Origin of the sequence: Streptomyces sp. NPDC101191 (assembly GCF_044767915.1) — a bacterium.
In the GTDB taxonomy this organism is placed as follows: Bacteria; Actinomycetota; Actinomycetes; order Streptomycetales; family Streptomycetaceae; genus Streptomyces.
In genome coordinates this window covers 358,543-375,595 of sequence record NZ_JBIWOU010000006.1, presented here as the reverse complement: position 1 = coordinate 375,595, position 17,053 = coordinate 358,543, and the positions used below count along the sequence as shown (strand labels likewise).

The 17,053-nt window shown below is 71.9% G+C and carries 14 protein-coding genes; 9 read left to right on the top strand and 5 right to left on the bottom strand.

The window, feature by feature from the left end:
* The first annotated feature begins 283 nt into the window (after positions 1 to 283).
* From ACIRQF_RS24735 to ybaK, 3 genes are read left to right on the top strand one after another with little or no spacing between them, the layout of a single operon-like run.
* The gene (locus tag ACIRQF_RS24735; RefSeq protein ID WP_389750991.1) at positions 284 to 1,372 is read left to right on the top strand and encodes a hypothetical protein; all 1,089 of its coding nucleotides are present in this window, start codon (positions 284 to 286) and stop codon (positions 1,370 to 1,372) included.
* Between the two features lie 5 nt (positions 1,373 to 1,377).
* Positions 1,378 to 2,115, top strand: a complete 738-nt coding sequence (locus ACIRQF_RS24730; protein ID WP_389750992.1) for an LON peptidase substrate-binding domain-containing protein — start codon at positions 1,378 to 1,380, stop codon at positions 2,113 to 2,115.
* 28 nt (positions 2,116 to 2,143) lie between these two features.
* Entirely contained in the window at positions 2,144 to 2,647 is a 504-nt protein-coding gene (gene ybaK, locus ACIRQF_RS24725; RefSeq protein ID WP_376629429.1) for a Cys-tRNA(Pro) deacylase, read from the top strand.
* Between the two features lie 140 nt (positions 2,648 to 2,787).
* On the opposite strand, the gene ACIRQF_RS24720 is transcribed toward ybaK, so the two are convergent.
* The 4 genes from ACIRQF_RS24720 to ACIRQF_RS24705 all read right to left on the bottom strand — a co-directional run bounded on the left by ACIRQF_RS24720 (position 2,788) and on the right by ACIRQF_RS24705 (position 6,682).
* Positions 2,788 to 3,420 carry a DUF2567 domain-containing protein gene (locus ACIRQF_RS24720; RefSeq protein WP_404095074.1) on the bottom strand — a complete coding sequence of 211 codons (633 nt, stop codon included), beginning with the start codon at positions 3,418 to 3,420 and terminating at the stop codon, positions 2,788 to 2,790.
* A 73-nt stretch (positions 3,421 to 3,493) separates the two neighbouring features.
* Positions 3,494 to 4,327 (bottom strand): ABC transporter permease, encoded by an 834-nt coding sequence (locus tag ACIRQF_RS24715; protein WP_389750993.1) that lies wholly within the window; start codon positions 4,325 to 4,327, stop codon positions 3,494 to 3,496.
* A 55-nt stretch (positions 4,328 to 4,382) separates the two neighbouring features.
* Entirely contained in the window at positions 4,383 to 5,354 is a 972-nt protein-coding gene (locus ACIRQF_RS24710; RefSeq protein ID WP_404095477.1) for an ABC transporter ATP-binding protein, read from the bottom strand.
* 20 nt (positions 5,355 to 5,374) lie between these two features.
* Positions 5,375 to 6,682 (bottom strand): NYN domain-containing protein, encoded by a 1,308-nt coding sequence (locus tag ACIRQF_RS24705; RefSeq protein WP_376629423.1) that lies wholly within the window; start codon positions 6,680 to 6,682, stop codon positions 5,375 to 5,377.
* A gap of 229 nt (positions 6,683 to 6,911) precedes the next feature.
* Here ACIRQF_RS24705 and ACIRQF_RS24700 point away from each other — a divergent pair, with 229 nt between their 5' ends.
* The gene (locus tag ACIRQF_RS24700; RefSeq protein WP_376629422.1) at positions 6,912 to 7,088 is read left to right on the top strand and encodes a hypothetical protein; all 177 of its coding nucleotides are present in this window, start codon (positions 6,912 to 6,914) and stop codon (positions 7,086 to 7,088) included.
* A 66-nt stretch (positions 7,089 to 7,154) separates the two neighbouring features.
* Here the strand turns inward: ACIRQF_RS24700 and dnaE are convergent, their stop codons facing one another.
* On the bottom strand, positions 7,155 to 10,694 hold the full coding sequence (dnaE, locus tag ACIRQF_RS24695; protein WP_376629420.1) for a DNA polymerase III subunit alpha: 3,540 nt from the start codon (positions 10,692 to 10,694) through the stop codon (positions 7,155 to 7,157).
* Between the two features lie 275 nt (positions 10,695 to 10,969).
* On the opposite strand from dnaE, the gene ACIRQF_RS24690 reads away from it, so the two are divergent.
* The 5 genes from ACIRQF_RS24690 (at position 10,970) to ACIRQF_RS24670 (ending at position 17,052) form a co-directional block, all read left to right on the top strand.
* Positions 10,970 to 12,295, top strand: a complete 1,326-nt coding sequence (locus ACIRQF_RS24690; protein WP_376629418.1) for a DUF2252 domain-containing protein — start codon at positions 10,970 to 10,972, stop codon at positions 12,293 to 12,295.
* 73 nt (positions 12,296 to 12,368) lie between these two features.
* Positions 12,369 to 13,097: a hypothetical protein gene (locus ACIRQF_RS24685; RefSeq protein WP_404095070.1), complete on the top strand. Its 729-nt coding sequence runs from the start codon at positions 12,369 to 12,371 to the stop codon at positions 13,095 to 13,097.
* Positions 13,098 to 13,143: 46 nt separating this feature from the next.
* Positions 13,144 to 13,959 (top strand): DsbA family protein, encoded by an 816-nt coding sequence (locus ACIRQF_RS24680; protein ID WP_382485662.1) that lies wholly within the window; start codon positions 13,144 to 13,146, stop codon positions 13,957 to 13,959.
* 137 nt (positions 13,960 to 14,096) lie between these two features.
* Positions 14,097 to 15,746: an alkaline phosphatase D family protein gene (locus ACIRQF_RS24675; protein WP_404095067.1), complete on the top strand. Its 1,650-nt coding sequence runs from the start codon at positions 14,097 to 14,099 to the stop codon at positions 15,744 to 15,746.
* A 337-nt stretch (positions 15,747 to 16,083) separates the two neighbouring features.
* Positions 16,084 to 17,052 carry a zinc metalloprotease gene (locus tag ACIRQF_RS24670; protein WP_404095065.1) on the top strand — a complete coding sequence of 323 codons (969 nt, stop codon included), beginning with the start codon at positions 16,084 to 16,086 and terminating at the stop codon, positions 17,050 to 17,052.
* The last annotated feature ends 1 nt before the right edge of the window (position 17,053 follow it).

Below are 17,053 nucleotides of genomic sequence, written 5' to 3'. Positions count from 1 at the left end.
CGGCCGGGTCGGTTCCTCGTGTCGGCCCGGCGTGTCGGGACGCGGGGGCGGGGGCGCGCCGGCCGGGCGTGTCGGGGAGCGGATGCGAGAGCGAGGGCGGCACGAGCGCTCCGGCCGGGCGTGTCGAGGGCGCGTCCGGGGGCGGACGAGGTGAAGGGACGGGGTGTGTCTGCACCACTCCACCCCTTTCTTTACGCTGTCTTGACCCCTGCCAGCACAACCTTCCCGCCGCTACCAAAGCTTCACAGTCCGCCACTGGCGCGGCCCTCACCTGCGGTTTTCAATGTTTCGCACCATGTCACTGCTCCGCGCCCTGATCGGCACCACCCGCCTGGTCCGGCACGCCCCCCGGCTCACCGCCGGGCTCGCGCCGGACGACGACGTGCTGCTCGACGCGCCGGACGAGCGGATGGCGCCGGCCCTGGTCGCCGCCGCGCTCGCCGACCCGGAGCCGGCCGCCAAACTCCTCGCCACCACCCGGGACGCCGCCGAGTGGGAGGACCGGGACCGCTACGTCTCCCGGCTGAGCGCCTTCGCCTACAGCCGGGACGGCTGGCTGGAGCACTGGCTCGCGGTCGCTCCGCGCGACCCGGACGCCCTCCTCGTCAAGGCGCAGCTCGCGGTCCGCCGGGCCTGGGGCTCGCCGGCCAGGGCCGAGCGGCTGCGCGAACTGGGGCCGCTGATCCAGGCGGCGGCCGAGGCCGCGCCGCGCGACCCGGTGCCCTGGCGACTCGCCCTGGACCACGCGCGCGGCACGCACGCCGGGCACACGGTCTTCGAGGCGCTGTGGGAGCAGGCCGTGCGCCGGGCCCCGCACCACTACGGCAGCCACGTCGCCGCGCTCAAGTACCTGTCGGCCCAGTGGTACGGCTCGCACCGCGAGTGCTTCGACTTCGCCGAGCAGGCCGCCGAGGACGCGCTGCCCGGCTCGCTGGTCCAGGCGCTCCCGGTGCGGGCCGCCTTCGCGCAGCTGCTCGCCGGACCGGGACCGGGGCACGGCGTCGGCGTGCACCGGATCGACGCGGCGCTCGACCGGGCACTCGCGCTGTCGGCGGAGTACCCGGCGGGTGACCTGTGGCCGGCCGAGGTGCGGAACCTGCTGGTGCACGTCCTGGTGGAGCGGGGCCGCCGGCACGACGCCCTCGCGGAGTTCGGGCGCATCGGCCCGCAGGCCGCCACGTTCCCCTGGGCGCTGGTCTCCGAGGACCCGCTGCGGGGCTTCCTGGAGGCGCGGGCGGCGACCGTGCGCGAGGTGGCGCGGCGCACTCCGTTACGCGGGGCCGCGCCGGGTCCCGCGATCGCCTCCGGAAGGGACCGGACGGACGACGGGGGACGGCCCGGTCGGGGCGGTCCCGGCGGCCATTACGCTTGACCGCTGTGACCACCGCCCGTCTGCCCCTCTTCCCGCTGAACACGGTGCTGTTCCCGGGCCTCGTGCTGCCCCTGAACGTCTTCGAGGAGCGTTATCGCGCCATGATGCGCGAGCTGCTCAAGACGGACGACTCCGAGCCGCGGCGCTTCGCCGTCGTGGCGATCCGCGACGGCCGCGAGGTCGCGCCGACCGCGCAGGGCCTGCCGGACCAGACGGCACTGCCCGAGAAGGGTCCGGCGGCCGGATTCGGCCCCGACCCGATCCAGGCCTTCCACCGGGTCGGCTGTGTGGCCGACGCGGCGTCGATCCGGGAGCGCGCGGACGGCGGCTTCGAGGTGATGGCCACCGGCACGACCCGCGTGAAGCTGCTCTCGGTGGACGCGAGCGGCCCGTACCTGACCGCCGAGATCGAGGAGATCCCGGAGGAGCAGGGCGACGAGGCCGGAACGCTCGCGGAGGGCGTGCTGCGGGCCTTCCGCTCGTACCAGAAGCGCCTCGCGGGTGCCCGCGAGCGCTCGCTGACCACCAGTGAGCTGCCGGACGACCCCTCGGTCGTCTCGTACCTGGTCGCCGCTGCCGCGGTCCTCGACACCCCGGCCAAGCAGCGGCTGCTGCAGGCACCGGACACGGCGACCCGGCTGCGCGAGGAACTGACGCTGCTGCGCTCCGAGACCGCGGTCCTGCGCCACCTGCCGTCGCTCCCGGCGGTGGACCTGACCCGCGCCCCGACCAGCCCGAACTGAGCGAAGTCCGGACCGAGGAGAGCCCTTCGTGGCGAAGAAGCAGAAGAAGAACGGCGGGAGCGGCGGCACGCCGGCGACGGTGGCGCTGACGGCCGCGGGCACGCCGTACACACTGCACGCGTACGAGCACGACCCGGCGACCCCGTCGTACGGCGAGGAGGCGGCGGAGGCCCTGGGCGTCTCCCCCGACCGGGTGTTCAAGACGCTGGTCGCGGACGTGGACGGCGAGCTGACGGTCGCCGTGGTGCCGGTCGCCGGCCAGCTCGACCTGAAGGCGCTCGCCTCGGCGGTCGGCGGAAAGAAGGCGGCGATGGCGGACCCGGCGGCGGCCGAGCGCACCACCGGCTACGTCCGCGGCGGCATCTCGCCGCTGGGCCAGCGCAAGCGGCTGCGGACCGTCCTGGACTCCTCGGCCTCCGGGCACGCCACCATCTGCATCTCGGCGGGCCGCCGCGGCCTGGAGGTCGAGCTCTCCCCCGCGGACCTGGCGACCCTCACCGCGGCGGTCGTGGCCCCGATCGGGCGCGCCTGACCGATGCCCGGGGCGCCCCGTTCCGGGGTTCCCCGGCCGGGGCCTGACAGGGAGGAGCCCTCCGACCGCCGGACAGCGGGGCGCCGGCGCGGAGCCGCACTCCTGGGCTCCACGACCGGGCGTCCACGCCCCGGGGCGTCTCAGCCCTGCTTGCCGCTCGGCACCGGCGGCCAGGGGCCGTCGTCGGGCTCCGGGTCGCGCGGGCCGAAGAGCGCGGTCAGGGCGAGGTGGACGATCATCGCGGCGATCGGCCAGGCGAGCATCGCCGCGGCCGCCATGTTGAGTTCGAGGGGTGCCTCGAAGAAGACCTCGGGGCCGACGCGCTTGGCGTGGGCGACCACGTCGCGCTCGGGCCCGAGCCAGACGCCCGTTCCCCAGGCGAGCAGCGAGCCGAGCACGCCGCCGAGGGCGAGGCCCAGGACCAGGGCGATGCCGCCGTGCCGGTGGATCAGGAAGACCAGGGCGGCGGCCAGCGCGCCGAAGCCGAGGGCCAGCAGGACGAACGTGCCGTCCATGCCGATCGCCGACTCCCCCTCGCCGTCCTTGAGGAAGACCGCCTTGCCATCCGAGACCAGCTGGACGCGGGGCGCGAGCCACAGCCACAGCAGTCCGAGCAGGGCACCGGCGACCGCGGAGACGGACGCCACCACGGCGGCCTGCCGCAGCTCGGTGGCCGTGCTGGGAACGCCGTCCGGCTCGGGTTGCGCCGGATAGGGCGCGGACCAGGCGTCGTGCGGGGGCGGCTGATGGGGCGGAGTCAGAGGTGCGGTCACGACGCCATCGTGCCAGGTGCGGCTGTGTGCCGCCTCAGCGGACCGGGCCCGGGCGGGCCGGTCAGTCGGCCGGTCAGCGGACCGCCGCCCTCCGGTACGCCCAGGTCGCCACCGCGAGCGACACGACACCCACCGCACCGCACACCGCGAGGTCGAGCGCGACCGCCGTCCAGTCGGGGTGCGCGTCGAAGGTGCGGGCCAGGGCCTCGACCCCGTAGGTGGAGGGCAGCAGGTCCCGCGCCCAGCCGATCGGGCCGGGCAGCCGTTCGGCCGGCAGCACGCCGAGCAGCAGCGCCGCCGACATGCCCAGCTGTCCGAGCAGGGTGGCCAGCTCCTGGCGCGGCGCCAGCAGCCCGAGGGCGGCGCCGAGCCCGGCGAGCGCGGCCCCGGACAGCGGTACGACCGCCACGAGGATCCACAGATGGGTGAGCGGCAGCCCGAACAGCAGGGAGCCCGCGACCGCGGTCACCACGGTGCCGGGCACGGTGAAGGAGGCGTACGCGCCGGCCGCGCCGAGCACCACCGCGGCCGGCGGGACCGGCAGGGTGGCGTAGTGGTCGAGCCCGCCGCCCGCCCGCAGCTGCCCGAAGTACTGGGCGAGCAGGTTCAGCGCGACGAAGGCGACGACGAGCACGGCGGAGCCGGCCACCACGGCCCGCGCCTCCGCACCGCCGTCCACGACACCCCGCATCAGGACCATGATCCCGATCGACTGGAAGGTCGCGACGAAGAGCAGCGGGATGCGGGCGACCCGGGCCCGGCTGAGCTGGGCCGTGTAGACCGCGCCGAGCGCGGGCAGCAGCCGGGCGCGCGGAGCGAGCGGCGCGGCGCCGGCCGTGATCTCGGTTGCCTGGTCCCGGCCGACGCGGGCGTCGGTCGTCAGGGCCTCGGCGGGCAGGGTGCTCAACTGGTCCAGCTCCTGACGGTCGACTCGTCGCTCACGTCGTACGTCACGCCGTACGTCATGCCTTCACCAGCCCCCGCGACTCGCCGCCGAGCGCCAGATAGACGTCCTCCAGGCTCGGCGTCGCCAGGGTGAAGTCGTCCAGGGCCGCGAAGGCGGCTCCGCCGGTCACCGCGGCGACCGCCGCCCGGGCCTCGTCCGGGGCCAGCCGGAGCACCCAGCGGCGGCCGGCTTCCTGGGCGGAGGCGCGCAGCGCGGCCACCTCGGGGACCTCCAGCGGAGCCCGCTCGCGCCAGACGAGCTCGACCCGCACCTCTCCGGCGACGCGCTGCTTGAGCCCGGCGGGCGTGTCGCAGGCGATGACCCGGCCGCGGTCGATGACGGCGACCCGGTCGAGGACGGTCTCGGCCTCGATGACGTTGTGGGTGACGAGCAGCACGGTGGCGCCGTGCTCGGCGCGCCGCCGGTCGACGGCGGCCCACACGGCGCGGCGGGCCACGGGGTCCATGCCGGTGGTGGGTTCGTCGAGGACGAGCACGGGCCGCTCGCCGACCAGTGCGGCGGCGACGCAGGCGAGCCGGCGCTGTCCGCCGGAGAGCTTCTTCAGGGGCCGGCCGGCGATCTCGCCGAGGCCGAGTTCGTCGAGGACGGCGTCCCGCGCGGCGCGGGCCTCGCGGGTGCCGAGCCCGCGCAGCCGCCCGGTGGTCTCGGCGGCGAGGGCGACGGTCAGCTCGTCGAGGGCGGTGGACTCCTGGCCGAGGTAAGCGAGGAGCCGGGCGGCGCGCTCGGGGTGGCGCACGAGGTCGTGGCCGAGCATCCGGACGCTGCCGGAGTCGGGGCGCATGAGTCCGGTCAGCTGGCGGACCAGGGTGGACTTGCCGGCGCCGTTGGGGCCGAGCAGGCCGAAGATCTCGCCGCCGCGCACATCGAGGCTGATCCCGTCGGTGGCCCGTACCTCGGGGGTCGCGGGTGCTCCGCGTCTGCCGCGTGTGGCGGGGTACGTCTTGACCAGATCCCGCACCACGCACACCGTACTCACGAGGGATGAGCCTACGGGGTCCCGCGGGCTTCCTCGGGCGCGGGGGCGTGTTGGACGGCGGCGTGGACGTCGATCTCGCGCCAGAAACCGGCCCGGATCGCATAGCGGTCGTGCTCGTCGATCTGGTCGTCCTTGTGGGCGAGCAGGCCGAAGCGGGCGGCGTAGCGGAGGAGTTCGCCGTCGATGCGGTGCGGGATGCGCGGGTACATGGTGGCGAGCTTGGGGACGTGGCCGGCTTCGGGGAGCCGGTCGAGCCAGCGGCGGGCGAAGACCTGCCCGACCTCGTAGGGGTCGCCGCCCACTGTGGTGATGTCCTCCTCACGGTCGGCCCAGCGCTGCTCGGCGCTCGTGAGCTGGGCGAGGGTGGGCAGCGAGGCGGTCTCGGCGGGCTCGCCGAGCGCGGCCGGCGGGCGGTCGATCCAGCCCTTGTCGGAGGACCAGCGGAGGGTGGCGCCGCTGGGGTGCGGGGCGGCGGAGGACGGGCCACGCAGTCCGGCGAGGTCCTTGGGGGTGGGCACGCCGCGGCTCCCGGCGGGCGCGGGGAGCCCGGCGCCGCCGGGCTCCCCGGCACGCTCGGCCGGCCCGGTGGCGTCGGCGGACGGTACCGCGGCGGGGCCGGCGGCGCTGTTGTGTGCGGCGGCCGCCGCCGCGGCGGCGGCCCGTTCGGCGGAGGCGGCGAGCGCGGACTCGGGCAGCGGCGCGGACAGGATGGCGGCGATCTCGGGGCGCGGCGCGGGCGGCGGGGCGCACAGTCCGGTGAGGTCCTTGGCGCGCACCGCGCGGGTGATCCAGGCCCGGTCGAGGACGCTGCGTTCGTCGGCCTCGGCGACGAGGTCCTCGGACTGGTTGTAGTCGCCGTCGGCGGCCTGGACGGCCCAGAGGTGCACGGCGACGCCGTGCTCCTTGGCGGACATGAGCCCGGGCAGCAGGTCGCCGTCACCGGTGACGAGCACGATGTCGGAGCAGGCGCGGTTCCGGGAGAGCTCGGTGAGCTCGGTGTGCATGGCCGCGTCGACGCCCTTCTGGGCCCAGCGGCCGTCGCTGCGGGTCAGGGCGCCGAGCCGGACGGTGACCCGAGGCATGACCCTCAGCCTGCGGTGTTCGGGCTGTGGCACCCGGTCGGGTGCGCCGTCGAACCAGTAGATCCGCAGCAGCGGCAGCCGGGTGTCGGCCTCGGCGCGTTCGCGCAGCTGCTGGATCAGGGCGGCGTGGTCGACGGTGATCCGTGAGCGGGCCGGTTCCCCGGCGAGGAGGCTGGCGGCGGCGCCCAGCAGATAGCCGGCGTCCACCAGGACGACGCATCGGTCCACGTGTTCCACCCTCTTTCGGGTCGCTCTTCGGGAACCTCGGGATCGGAAGTGCTCCGGGTTCCTCCGAGTCTGCCCGACCAGGATGGGGTTGACGTCGGGAACTGGATCATCGGCGTGGCGGATCTCACTCCCCGAGGGCACTCACTGTCCGTAATGATCCAACATGCGGTGTTTCTTGGCGTATGTGAGTCTGACAGCGGCCCTGGCCCCCACACCCCCTTGAGGAGGCATCATCCCCATGGCCAAGAACCGCAAGCAGGATCGCAGTCAGCAGCAGCGCACCTCGCCGGCCGAGCGCGGCCAGCAGCAGGCCGAGCGCTCGTCGATGGAGGCCCAGTCCGAGCAGCGCATGAGCCAGGTCACGCCTGGCGACATGGCCCGCAAGGGCCGGCAGAAGCGTTTCGGCCACAACTGACGAGCCGACGGCAAAGGGGCGCGCCCGTGACGACGGGCGCGCCCCTTGCGCGTGGGGTCCGGGTGCTCAGCCGGCCAGGCAGGACGGGCCGAGCAGCACCTTCAGGTCGCCGAAGAGGGCCGGGTCGGCCTGCACCCGGTGCCGGTCGAGGCGCAGCACGGTGGTCGAGCGGGGGCCCTGGAGCTTGATTCGTACCTCGGTGTTGCCCTTGTGGTGCTTCAGGATCTCGCCGAGCCGGCTGATCATCGGCGGGGTCACCTTGACGGTCGGGATGGTGAGGACGACCGGCGCGTTCGTGCCCGCGTTGGACAGGTCCGGGACCATCAGCTCCATGGCGACCAGGCGCGGGACGTCCTCGCGCTTGTCCAGCCGGCCCTTGACGAAGACGACCGCGTCCTCGACCAGCTGGGTGGAGACCAGCTGGTAGGTGGCGGGGAAGAACATGCACTCGATGGAACCGGCCAGGTCCTCGACGGTGGCGATGGCCCAGGCGTTGCCCTGCTTGGTCATCTTCCGCTGGAGTCCGGAGATGATGCCGCCGATGGTGACGACCGCGCCGTCCGCGTGTTCGCCGCCGGTGAGCTGGGAGATGCCGGCGTCCGTCTTGTCGGAGAGGACGTGCTCCAGGCCGAAGAGCGGGTGGTCGGAGACGTAGAGGCCGAGCATCTCGCGCTCCTGGGCGAGCAGGTAGGACTTCTCCCACTCGACGTCGGAGAACTCGACGTCCAGGCCGAAGCCGGGCTCGCTGCTGTCGTCGTCACCCATGCCGCCGAAGAGGTCGAACTGTCCCTCGGCCTCCTTGCGCTTGACCGCCACGACGGTGTCGATCATGGGCTCGTGCTGGGCGACCAGGCCCTTGCGGGTGTGGCCCATGGTGTCGAAGGCGCCGGCCTTGATCAGCGACTCGATGGTGCGCTTGTTGCAGACCACGGCCTCGACCTTGTCGAGGAAGTCGGGGAAGGAGCTGTACTTCCCCTTGCTCTTGCGGGTCTTGATGATCGACTCGACGACGTTGGAGCCGACGTTGCGGACGGCGGTGAGGCCGAAGAGGATCACGTCGTCGCCCTGGGCGGCGAAGTTCGACTCGGACTCGTTGACGTTGGGCGGGAGCACCTTGATGCCCATGCGGCGGCACTCGTTCAGGTAGACGGCGGACTTGTCCTTGTCGTCCTTGACCGAGGTCAGCAGGCCCGCCATGTACTCGGCGGGGTAGTTCGCCTTCAGGTAGGCGGTCCAGTAGGAGACCAGGCCGTACGCGGCGGAGTGCGCCTTGTTGAAGGCGTAGCCGGCGAAGGGGACCAGGACGTCCCACAGACTCTGGATGGCCTCGTCGCTGTAGCCGTTCTTCTTGGCGCCGGCCTGGAAGATGGTGAAGTTCTTCGCCAGCTCGTCGGGCTTCTTCTTGCCCATGACGCGGCGGAGGATGTCGGCCTCGCCGAGCGAGTAGCCGGCGATGATCTGGGCGGCCTTCTGCACCTGCTCCTGGTACACGATCAGGCCGTAGGTGACGTCGAGGACCTCCCTGAGAGGCTCCTCCAGCTCCGGGTGGATCGGAGTGATCTCCTGCTGCTTGTTCTTGCGCAGGGCGTAGTTCGTGTGCGAGTTCATGCCCATCGGGCCCGGGCGGTAGAGCGCGGACACGGCGGAGATGTCTTCGAAGTTGTCGGGCTTCATCAGCCGCAGCAGGGACCGCATCGGGCCGCCGTCGAACTGGAAGACGCCGAGGGTGTCACCGCGCTGGAGCAGTTCGAAGGTCTTCGGGTCGTCCAGCGGCAGGGCCAGGAGGTCGAGCTCGACGCCCTTGTTGGCCTTCACCATCTTGACGGCGTCGTCCATGATGGTCAGGTTCCGCAGGCCCAGGAAGTCCATCTTCAGCAGGCCGAGCGACTCGCACTGCGGGTAGTCCCACTGCGTGATGGTCACGCCGTCCGTGTGCCGCACCCAGATCGGGGCGTGGTCGACGATCGGCTCGCTGGACATGATCACGCCGGCGGCGTGGACGCCCATCTGCCGGACGAGGCCCTCGACGCCCTTGGCGGTGTCGATCACCTTCTTCACGTCGGGCTCGTTCTCGTACATGGCCCGGATCTCGCCCGCCTCGCTGTAGCGCGGGTGGGCGGGATTGGTGATGCCGTCGAGGTCGATGCCCTTGCCGAGGACGTCGGCGGGCATGGCCTTGGTGAGCCGGTCGCCCATCGCGTACGGATAGCCGAGGACGCGCGCGGAGTCCTTGATCGCGTTCTTGGCCTTGATCTTGCCGTAGGTGCCGATCATGGCGACCTTGTCGGCGCCGTACTTCTCGGTCACGTACCGGATCACCTCGACGCGCCGGCGCTCGTCGAAGTCGATGTCGACATCGGGCATCGAGATGCGCTCGGGGTTGAGGAAGCGCTCGAAGATCAGGCCGTGCGGGATGGGGTCGAGGTCGGTGATGCCCATGGCGTACGCGACGATCGAGCCGGCCGCGGAGCCTCGGCCCGGGCCCACGGCGATGCCCTGGCTCTTCGCCCACATGATGAAGTCGGCGACGACGAGGAAGTAGCCCGGGAAGCCCATCGAGATGATGGTGTCCATCTCGTACTCGACCTGCTTCATGCGGTCCTCGGGGATGCCGCCGGGGAAGCGCCGGTGCATGCCCTTCATGGTCTCCTCGCGGAACCAGGTGACCTCGGTGTAGCCCTCGGGGATGTCGAACTTCGGCATGAGGTTCCGGGCCTCGAACATGCCGGTGACGTCGATCTGGTCGGCGACGAGCTGCGTGTTGGCGCAGCCCTCCTGCCAGGCGTCCGAGGAGTCGATGGCGTACATCTCGTCCGTGGACTTCAGGTAGTAGCCGGTGCCGTCGAACTTGAAGCGGTCCGGGTCCGAGAGGTTCTTGCCGGTCTGGATGCACAGGAGGGCGTCGTGGGCGGTGGCCTCGTGCGCGTAGGTGTAGTGCGAGTCGTTGGTGACCAGCGGCGGGATGCCGAGCTTCTTGCCGATCTCCAGGAGGCCGTCGCGGACCCGGCGCTCGATCTCGATGCCGTGGTCCATCAGCTCCAGGAAGTAGCGGTCCTTGCCGAAGATGTCCTGGTACTCGGAGGCGGACTTCAGGGCCTCGTCGAACTGGCCGAGACGCAGCCGGGTCTGGAGCTCGCCGGAGGGGCAGCCGGTGGAGGCGATCAGACCCTCCGACCACTGGGAGATGGTCTCCTTGTCCATGCGCGGCCACTTCTGCAGCCAGCCCTCGGCGTAGGCGTCGGAGGAGAGCCGGAAGAGGTTGTGCAGACCGGTGGCGTTCGCCGCCCAGATGGTCTTGTGGGTGTAGCCGCCGGAACCGGAGACGTCGTCCTTCTTCTGGTGCGGCTGGCCCCACTGGATCTTCCGCTTGTTGCGGCGGGACTCGGGGGCGACGTAGGCCTCGATGCCGATGATCGGCGTCACCCCGGCCTTCTTGGCCGAGTGGAAGAAGTCGTAGGCACCGTGCAGATTGCCGTGGTCGGACATGGCGATATGGGTCATGCCCATCTCGTTGCACGCGTTGAACATGTCCTTCAGCCGCGCGGCACCGTCCAGCAGGGAGTACTGGGTGTGGACGTGGAGGTGCGTGAAGGGCGGCCTGGTCACGGTGGGGAGCCTCCGATGCTGCGATCCTTCCGGGGAGCGACCCCGGGCCCCCGATGAATTTCCGGGGGGACAGCGTGGAAGTCTACGTCGACCGACTGACAGCGCGGCGCCGAACACAGCGGGGCGGAGGCCCTCGACGAGGGGTGGTGACCGGGCGGCGGGCGGGCACTCGGCGGTACCGTCGCGCGTTGGGACACAGGGAACACCCGTCCCATTTGTCATGCACCAGTTCCGGCCACTCCCCGTGCCGGGTCGCCCACCAGGAGGCACCTTCGATGTCGGTCCCCCAGCCCACCGCCGCCGAGCGCGGTGAGCAGATCCTCGCCGTCTTCGACACCGCCTTCGGCGAGCTGCTCGCGGCCGACCCGGCCGCCTTCAAGGTCAAGTTCCGGAAGATGGCCGGCTCCGCCTTCGCCTTCTACCGCGGCACCGCCTGCCTCTTCTACCGGGACCTGGAGCGCGAGGCGCACGGCGGCCCGTTCCTGGACGAGCGCACCGGCCGGGTGTGGATCCACGGCGATCTGCACGCCGAGAACTTCGGCACCTACATGGACGCCAACGGGCGGCTGATCTTCAACGTCAACGACTTCGACGAGGCGTACGTCGGCCCCTTCACCTGGGACCTCAAGCGGCTCGCCGCCTCGCTCGCCCTGATCGGCTACGCCAAGGCGCTCAGCGACGAGCAGATCACCGAGCTCGTGACGGTCTACGCGGCCGCCTACCGGGAGCGGATCCACGCCCTCGCCACCGGCGCGAAGAACGACGAGATCCCGCCCTTCACGCTGGACACGGCCCAGGGCCCGCTGCTCGGCGCGCTGCGCGAGGCGCGCTCGCTGACCCGCTTCGGCCTGCTCGAGTCGATGACCGAGATCCGCGACTTCGAGCGCCGCTTCGCCGGGGGCGGCGGCTCCGTCGAGCTGGACGCGGCCACCCGCTACAAGGTCCTCGCCGCGTTCGACGGCTATCTGGAGACGCTGCCGGAGTCGAGCCTGGCCCGCCCGGACTCCTACCGGGTGAAGGACGTCGTCGGCCGGCGCGGGATCGGCATCGGCTCGGCCGGCCTCCCCTCGTACAACATCCTCCTGGAGGGCAACAGCGACGCCCTGGAGAACGACGTCGTCATCTACATGAAGCAGGCGCAGACGCCGGCCGTGTCGCGCCATGTGACGGACGCGGCGGTGCGGGACTACTTCCGGCACGAGGGCCACCGGACGGTGATCTCGCAGCGGGCGCTGCAGGCGCACGCCGACCCCTGGCTGGGCTGGACGGAGCTGGACGGGTCCGGGCAGCTGGTCGCCGAGGTCTCGCCCTACGCGGTGGACCTGGACTGGTCGGACATCGACGACCCGGAGGAGATCGCGGCGACCGTCGCGGACCTCGGCCGGGCGACCGCGGCGATGCACGCGGCGGCGGACGACTCCAGCGGCCACTCCCTGGTGCCGTTCTCCACCGAGCGGGCCATCGACGCGGCGATCGCGGCCGACGAGGAGGGCTTCACGGAGCTGCTGGTGGGCTTCGCGCACGCCTACGGCGCACGCGCGCGGGCCGACCACCAGATCTTCGTGGACCTGTTCCGCAACGGGCGCATCCCGGGCCTGTAGGCGGGGCCGGAAGCGGTCTCACAGCTGGGCCTTAGGGACGCCTTACGGCCGGGCGTGGGACACTTCCACGGCGATGGACATGGCAGGCACCCAGCTGAGAGCCCTCCGGGCGGCGTTCTTCACGGCACTGGCCGTGACGCTGTCCGTGGCCTCGCATGTCCTGCTGTCCGGCGTGCCGCTGCCGCTCGGGACGGTCGTCCCGGTCGCGGTGGCCGTCTTCGCGGTGGCGTACGCCCTGGCCGGCCGCGAGCGCGGTTTCGGCCCCATCGCCGGACTGCTCGTCCCGCTGGAACTGGCCGCCGACACGCTCTTCACCAGCGGTCAGGCGGCCTGCTACGGCCCCGCGGGCGGCCCGGTCGCCGGTTCGCTGCGCGCGGTGGGTCTCGACATGGACGCCCTGTGCGGCGGCGCGGTCGGCACCCCGCTGCCGGGTGTGGCGACTCCCGGGACCGGGACCGCCGCGGCCCTGCTGTCCTCCCCCGACCCGGCCGTGCCCTGGCTGCTGCTCGCCGCCCATGTGGCGGTCGGGCTCTCGGCGGCCTCCTGGCTGCGGGGCGGGGAGCGGGCGCTGGCCCGGCTGCTGCGGGCGGCCGTGGCCCTCGCCTTCCGTCCGCTGCTGCTCGTGGCGGCGTTCTTCCGCGCCGCGGGGTTCCTCCCGCCGCGCGCCGGGCAGCTCGCCGACCGGCCGCGCCGGTCGCATGCCCGGCTGCTCGTGCACTCCGTGGGACGGCGGGGACCGCCGTGCTGCGCGAGCCCCCGGCGCTCGGCCCCGGCCGTCGCGCCCGGGCTCGCCCTCGTCTGAGCAGCACGCGTATCCCTTTTCCTCGTCCTTCCCGGAGTGCACACCCATGAGCAAGCGCAACAGCCAGGCCAACAAGGCAGCCGCCCGCGAGCGACTGCGGATCGAGCGCGAGAAGCAGGCCAAGAAGGAGAAGGCCCGCCGTCAGGTGATCGTGGCGGGCACGGCGGTCGCCGTCCTCGCGGTCGCCGGCGGCATCGGCTACGCCGTCGTGCAGGCCGGCAAGCCCTCCCAGTGGGAGGCGGCGGCCGACGCGAAGAGCATCGCCGCCCCGAAGAACACCGAGGGCCAGGACGGCACCACCGTCGTCCTCGGCAAGCCCGAGGCGAAGAAGACCCTGGAGATCTTCGAGGACTCGCGCTGCCCGGTGTGCGCGACCTTCGAGCAGGGCGTGGGCGCCACGGTCGAGAAGGACGTCGCCGACGGCAAGTACAAGCTGAAGTACGTGGGCGCCACCTTCATCGACAACTCCGACCAGGGCGAGGGCTCGAAGAACGCCCTCTCGGCGCTGGGCGCGGCGCTCGACGTGAGCCCCGAGGCCTTCCTGAAGTACAAGGCGGCGCTCTACTCCACCCGGTTCCACCCCGAGGAGAGCCAGGACAAGTTCGCCAAGGACTCCTACCTCCTGGAGGTGGCGGACTCGGTCCCGGCCCTGAAGGGGAACGCCGAGTTCAAGAAGAACGTCGAGGACGGCACCTTCGACGCCTGGGCGATGAAGATGTCGCAGGCCTTCGACAAGAGCGGTGTCACGGGCACGCCGACGCTGAAGATGGACGGCGAGACGCTGACCGCCGAGGGCAGCAAGAACCCGCCGCTGACGGTGGACGCCTTCACCACCGCGCTGACGAAGGCGCTCAAGGGCTGACGCCCGCCCGCCCGCTCCCTGACCCCCGCCGGGGTCGGGGAGCGCGGGGCCCGGGCGCACGAACGCCCGACGAAGCTTCGGCGAACTTTGCTCAGGGGGCTGCCCTTTCCGGGTACTGGTCAGTAATCTGACGGTCCGTGACCAGTCGTGACCTGATATCAACTCCCAGCCGCCGCACCGTCGTGAAGGCCGCCGCCGTGACCGCCGTCGCCGCGCCGGCCCTGGTGGCCACCGCCTCGCCCGCACTCGCGGACGCCGGGGCACCCGCCTTCCTCCACGGAATCGCCTCCGGCGACCCCCTGCCCGACGGCGTCCTGCTCTGGACGCGCGTCACCCCCACCCCCGACGCCGCCCCCGGCTCCGGCCGGGGCGCCGACACCCCGGTCGCCTGGGAGCTGGCCGAGGACCGCTCCTTCGCCCGTACGGTGGCGAGCGGCACGGTCGTCGCCTCCGCCTCCTCCGACCACACCGTGAAGGTGGACGTGCGCGGCCTGCGCCCCGCCACGTCCTACTGGTTCCGCTTCACCTCGGGCGGCACCGTCTCCCCCACCGGCCGCACCCGCACCGCGCCCGCCGTCGACTCGGCCGCGCCCGGGGTCCGCTTCGGCGTGGTCTCCTGCGCCAACTGGGAGGCCGGCTACTTCTCCGCGTACCGGCACCTGGCCGCCCGTGCCGACCTGGACGCGATCCTCCACCTCGGCGACTACATCTACGAGTACGCGGCCGGCTCCTACCCGGAGGCGAAGTACACCGTCCGGCAGCACCAGCCCGCGCACGAGATCGTCGCGCTCGCCGACTACCGCCTGCGGCACGCCACGTACAAGACCGACGCCGACCTCCAGGCGCTGCACGCGGCGCACCCGATCGTCGCCATCTGGGACGACCACGAGTTCGCCAACGACGCCTGGTCGGGCGGGGCGGAGAACCACACCCCGGGCGCCGAGGGCGTCTGGGCGGAGCGCGTGGCGGCGGCCAAGCAGGCGTACTTCGAGTGGATGCCGGTGCGCACCTCGACCGAGGGGACCGTCTACCGCAGGCTGCGGTTCGGCCGCCTGGCCGATCTGCACCTGCTGGACCTGCGCTCCTTCCGCTCGCAGCAGGCGGGCGTCGGCAGCGGCAAGGTGGACGACCCGGAGCGCAGCATCACCGGGCGGGCGCAGCTGGACTGGCTGAAGTCCGGGCTCGCCTCCTCGGACGCGACCTGGCAGCTGGTGGGCACCTCGGTGATGATCTCGCCGGTGGCCTTCGGCGCGCTGCCGGCCGATCTCCTCGGCCCGCTGGCCGAGTTGCTGGGCCTGCCGCAGGGCGGCCTCGCCGTGAACGTCGACCAGTGGGACGGCTACACGGACGACCGCAAGGAGCTGCTGAAGCACCTGACGGACCGGGGCATCCGCAACACGGTCTTCCTGACCGGCGACATCCACATGGCCTGGGCCAACGACGTGCCGGTGAAGGCGGCGACGTACCCGCTGTCCGCCTCGGCCGCGACGGAGTTCGTGGTGACCTCGGTGACCTCGGACAACCTGGACGACATGCTGCACGTGGCGCCGGGCACCCTCTCGGTGGTGGCGGCGGGTGCGGTCAAGGCCGCCAACCGCCACGTGAAGTGGGTGGACATGGACCACCACGGCTACGGCGTGCTGGACGTGACGGCCGAGCGCTCGCAGATGGACTACTACACCCTCTCCGACCGCGCGGACCGCGACGCGTCGGCGTCCTGGGCGCGTTCGTACCGCACGCTCAACGGAACGCAGCGCGTCGAGCGGGTGTACCAGCCGGTGCGCTGACACGTCGGTCGGACATCCCGACGGCGATTTTCAGCCATGATCTTCTTTGTTAACGGGAGATCACATGGCTACGGCGGGTGGCGAGTTCGGGAGATCGAAACCGGACACACCACCCGCCTTTGGCTTCTTTTCTGTTACGTCCACGTCTCAAACTCCGGAATCGGCGCAAGTTTTTCTTCCCGATGCACCGATTTGCCCCCTGAATGATTGGGCTTGATCAATCCTCAACCGCATATGACATGGACGCGTAATCTCCCCGCCAGTGGCGAGGAAGTACCTCTCCACCACCCCCCGCGAGGAGTCACCCGTGCGTGCTCTTGTCCGTATATCGCCGCGTATGACACGTCGTATGCTCGGCACCGCCGTCATGGCCGGAACCCTGGCCCTGGCCCCCCTGTCCGCCCCGGCGGCCACCCCCTCCACGACCACCCTGGCCTCCGCCGAGAAGTGCGCGGACGACGCCTCCGCCCTCTCGGGCGCCCGCAAGGCCAAGGGCAACGCCACCAAGGCGGAGCCGAACGAGGTCACGGCCGTCCAGGCCAAGGCCATGGACGCGGACCTCAAGAAGAGAGTCTCGGAGGCCCGGGTCGCCGGCCGCGCGACCGCCGCCGCCGGCACCGCCGCCGCCGCCACGGTCACCATCCCCGTGTACTTCCACGTCATCCACAGCGGCACCACGGGCAAGCTCAGCGCCACGGCCGTCAGCAACCAGATCGCCGTCCTCAACGCCGCCTACGCGGGCCAGGGCACCGGCAACGTGAACACGGGCTTCCAGTTCTCGCTGGCCTCGACCGACTACACGGACAACGCCACATGGTACAACCTGTCCTCCGGCTCCCAGGCCGAGAAGGACATGAAGAACACCCTGCGCAAGGGCGGCGCCAACGCGCTGAACGTCTACACCGCCAACCTCGGCGGCGGCCTGCTCGGCTGGGCGACCTTCCCGTCCTCCTACAACTCCAGCCCGAAGATGGACGGCGTCGTGATCCTCGACGCCTCTCTGCCGGGCGGCTCCGCGGCCAACTACAACGAGGGCGACACCGCCACCCACGAGGTCGGCCACTGGATGGGCCTCTACCACACCTTCCAGGGCGGCTGCACCGGAAACGGCGACTACGTCTCCGACACCCCGGCCGAGAAGAGCCCCGCGTACGAGTGCCCGACGGGCCGTGACTCCTGCACCTCCAAGACCGGTGTGGACCCGATCCACAACTTCATGGACTACACGTACGACTCCTGCATGTACCAGTTCACGTCGGGCCAGGTGACCCGCATGAACGACTCCTGGACCGCGTACCGCGCCTGAC

Excerpts from the sequence above, each read along its gene's own strand:
- ACIRQF_RS24735 (WP_389750991.1), top strand. The coding sequence starts at position 284 with ATGTTTCGCACCATGTCACTGCTCCGCGCCCTGATCGGCACCACCCGC.
- ACIRQF_RS24700 (WP_376629422.1), top strand. The coding sequence starts at position 6,912 with ATGGCCAAGAACCGCAAGCAGGATCGCAGTCAGCAGCAGCGCACCTCG.
- ACIRQF_RS24690 (WP_376629418.1), top strand. The coding sequence starts at position 10,970 with ATGTCGGTCCCCCAGCCCACCGCCGCCGAGCGCGGTGAGCAGATCCTC.
- ACIRQF_RS24685 (WP_404095070.1), top strand. The coding sequence starts at position 12,369 with ATGGACATGGCAGGCACCCAGCTGAGAGCCCTCCGGGCGGCGTTCTTC.
- ACIRQF_RS24680 (WP_382485662.1), top strand. The coding sequence starts at position 13,144 with ATGAGCAAGCGCAACAGCCAGGCCAACAAGGCAGCCGCCCGCGAGCGA.
- ACIRQF_RS24670 (WP_404095065.1), top strand. The coding sequence starts at position 16,084 with ATGACACGTCGTATGCTCGGCACCGCCGTCATGGCCGGAACCCTGGCC.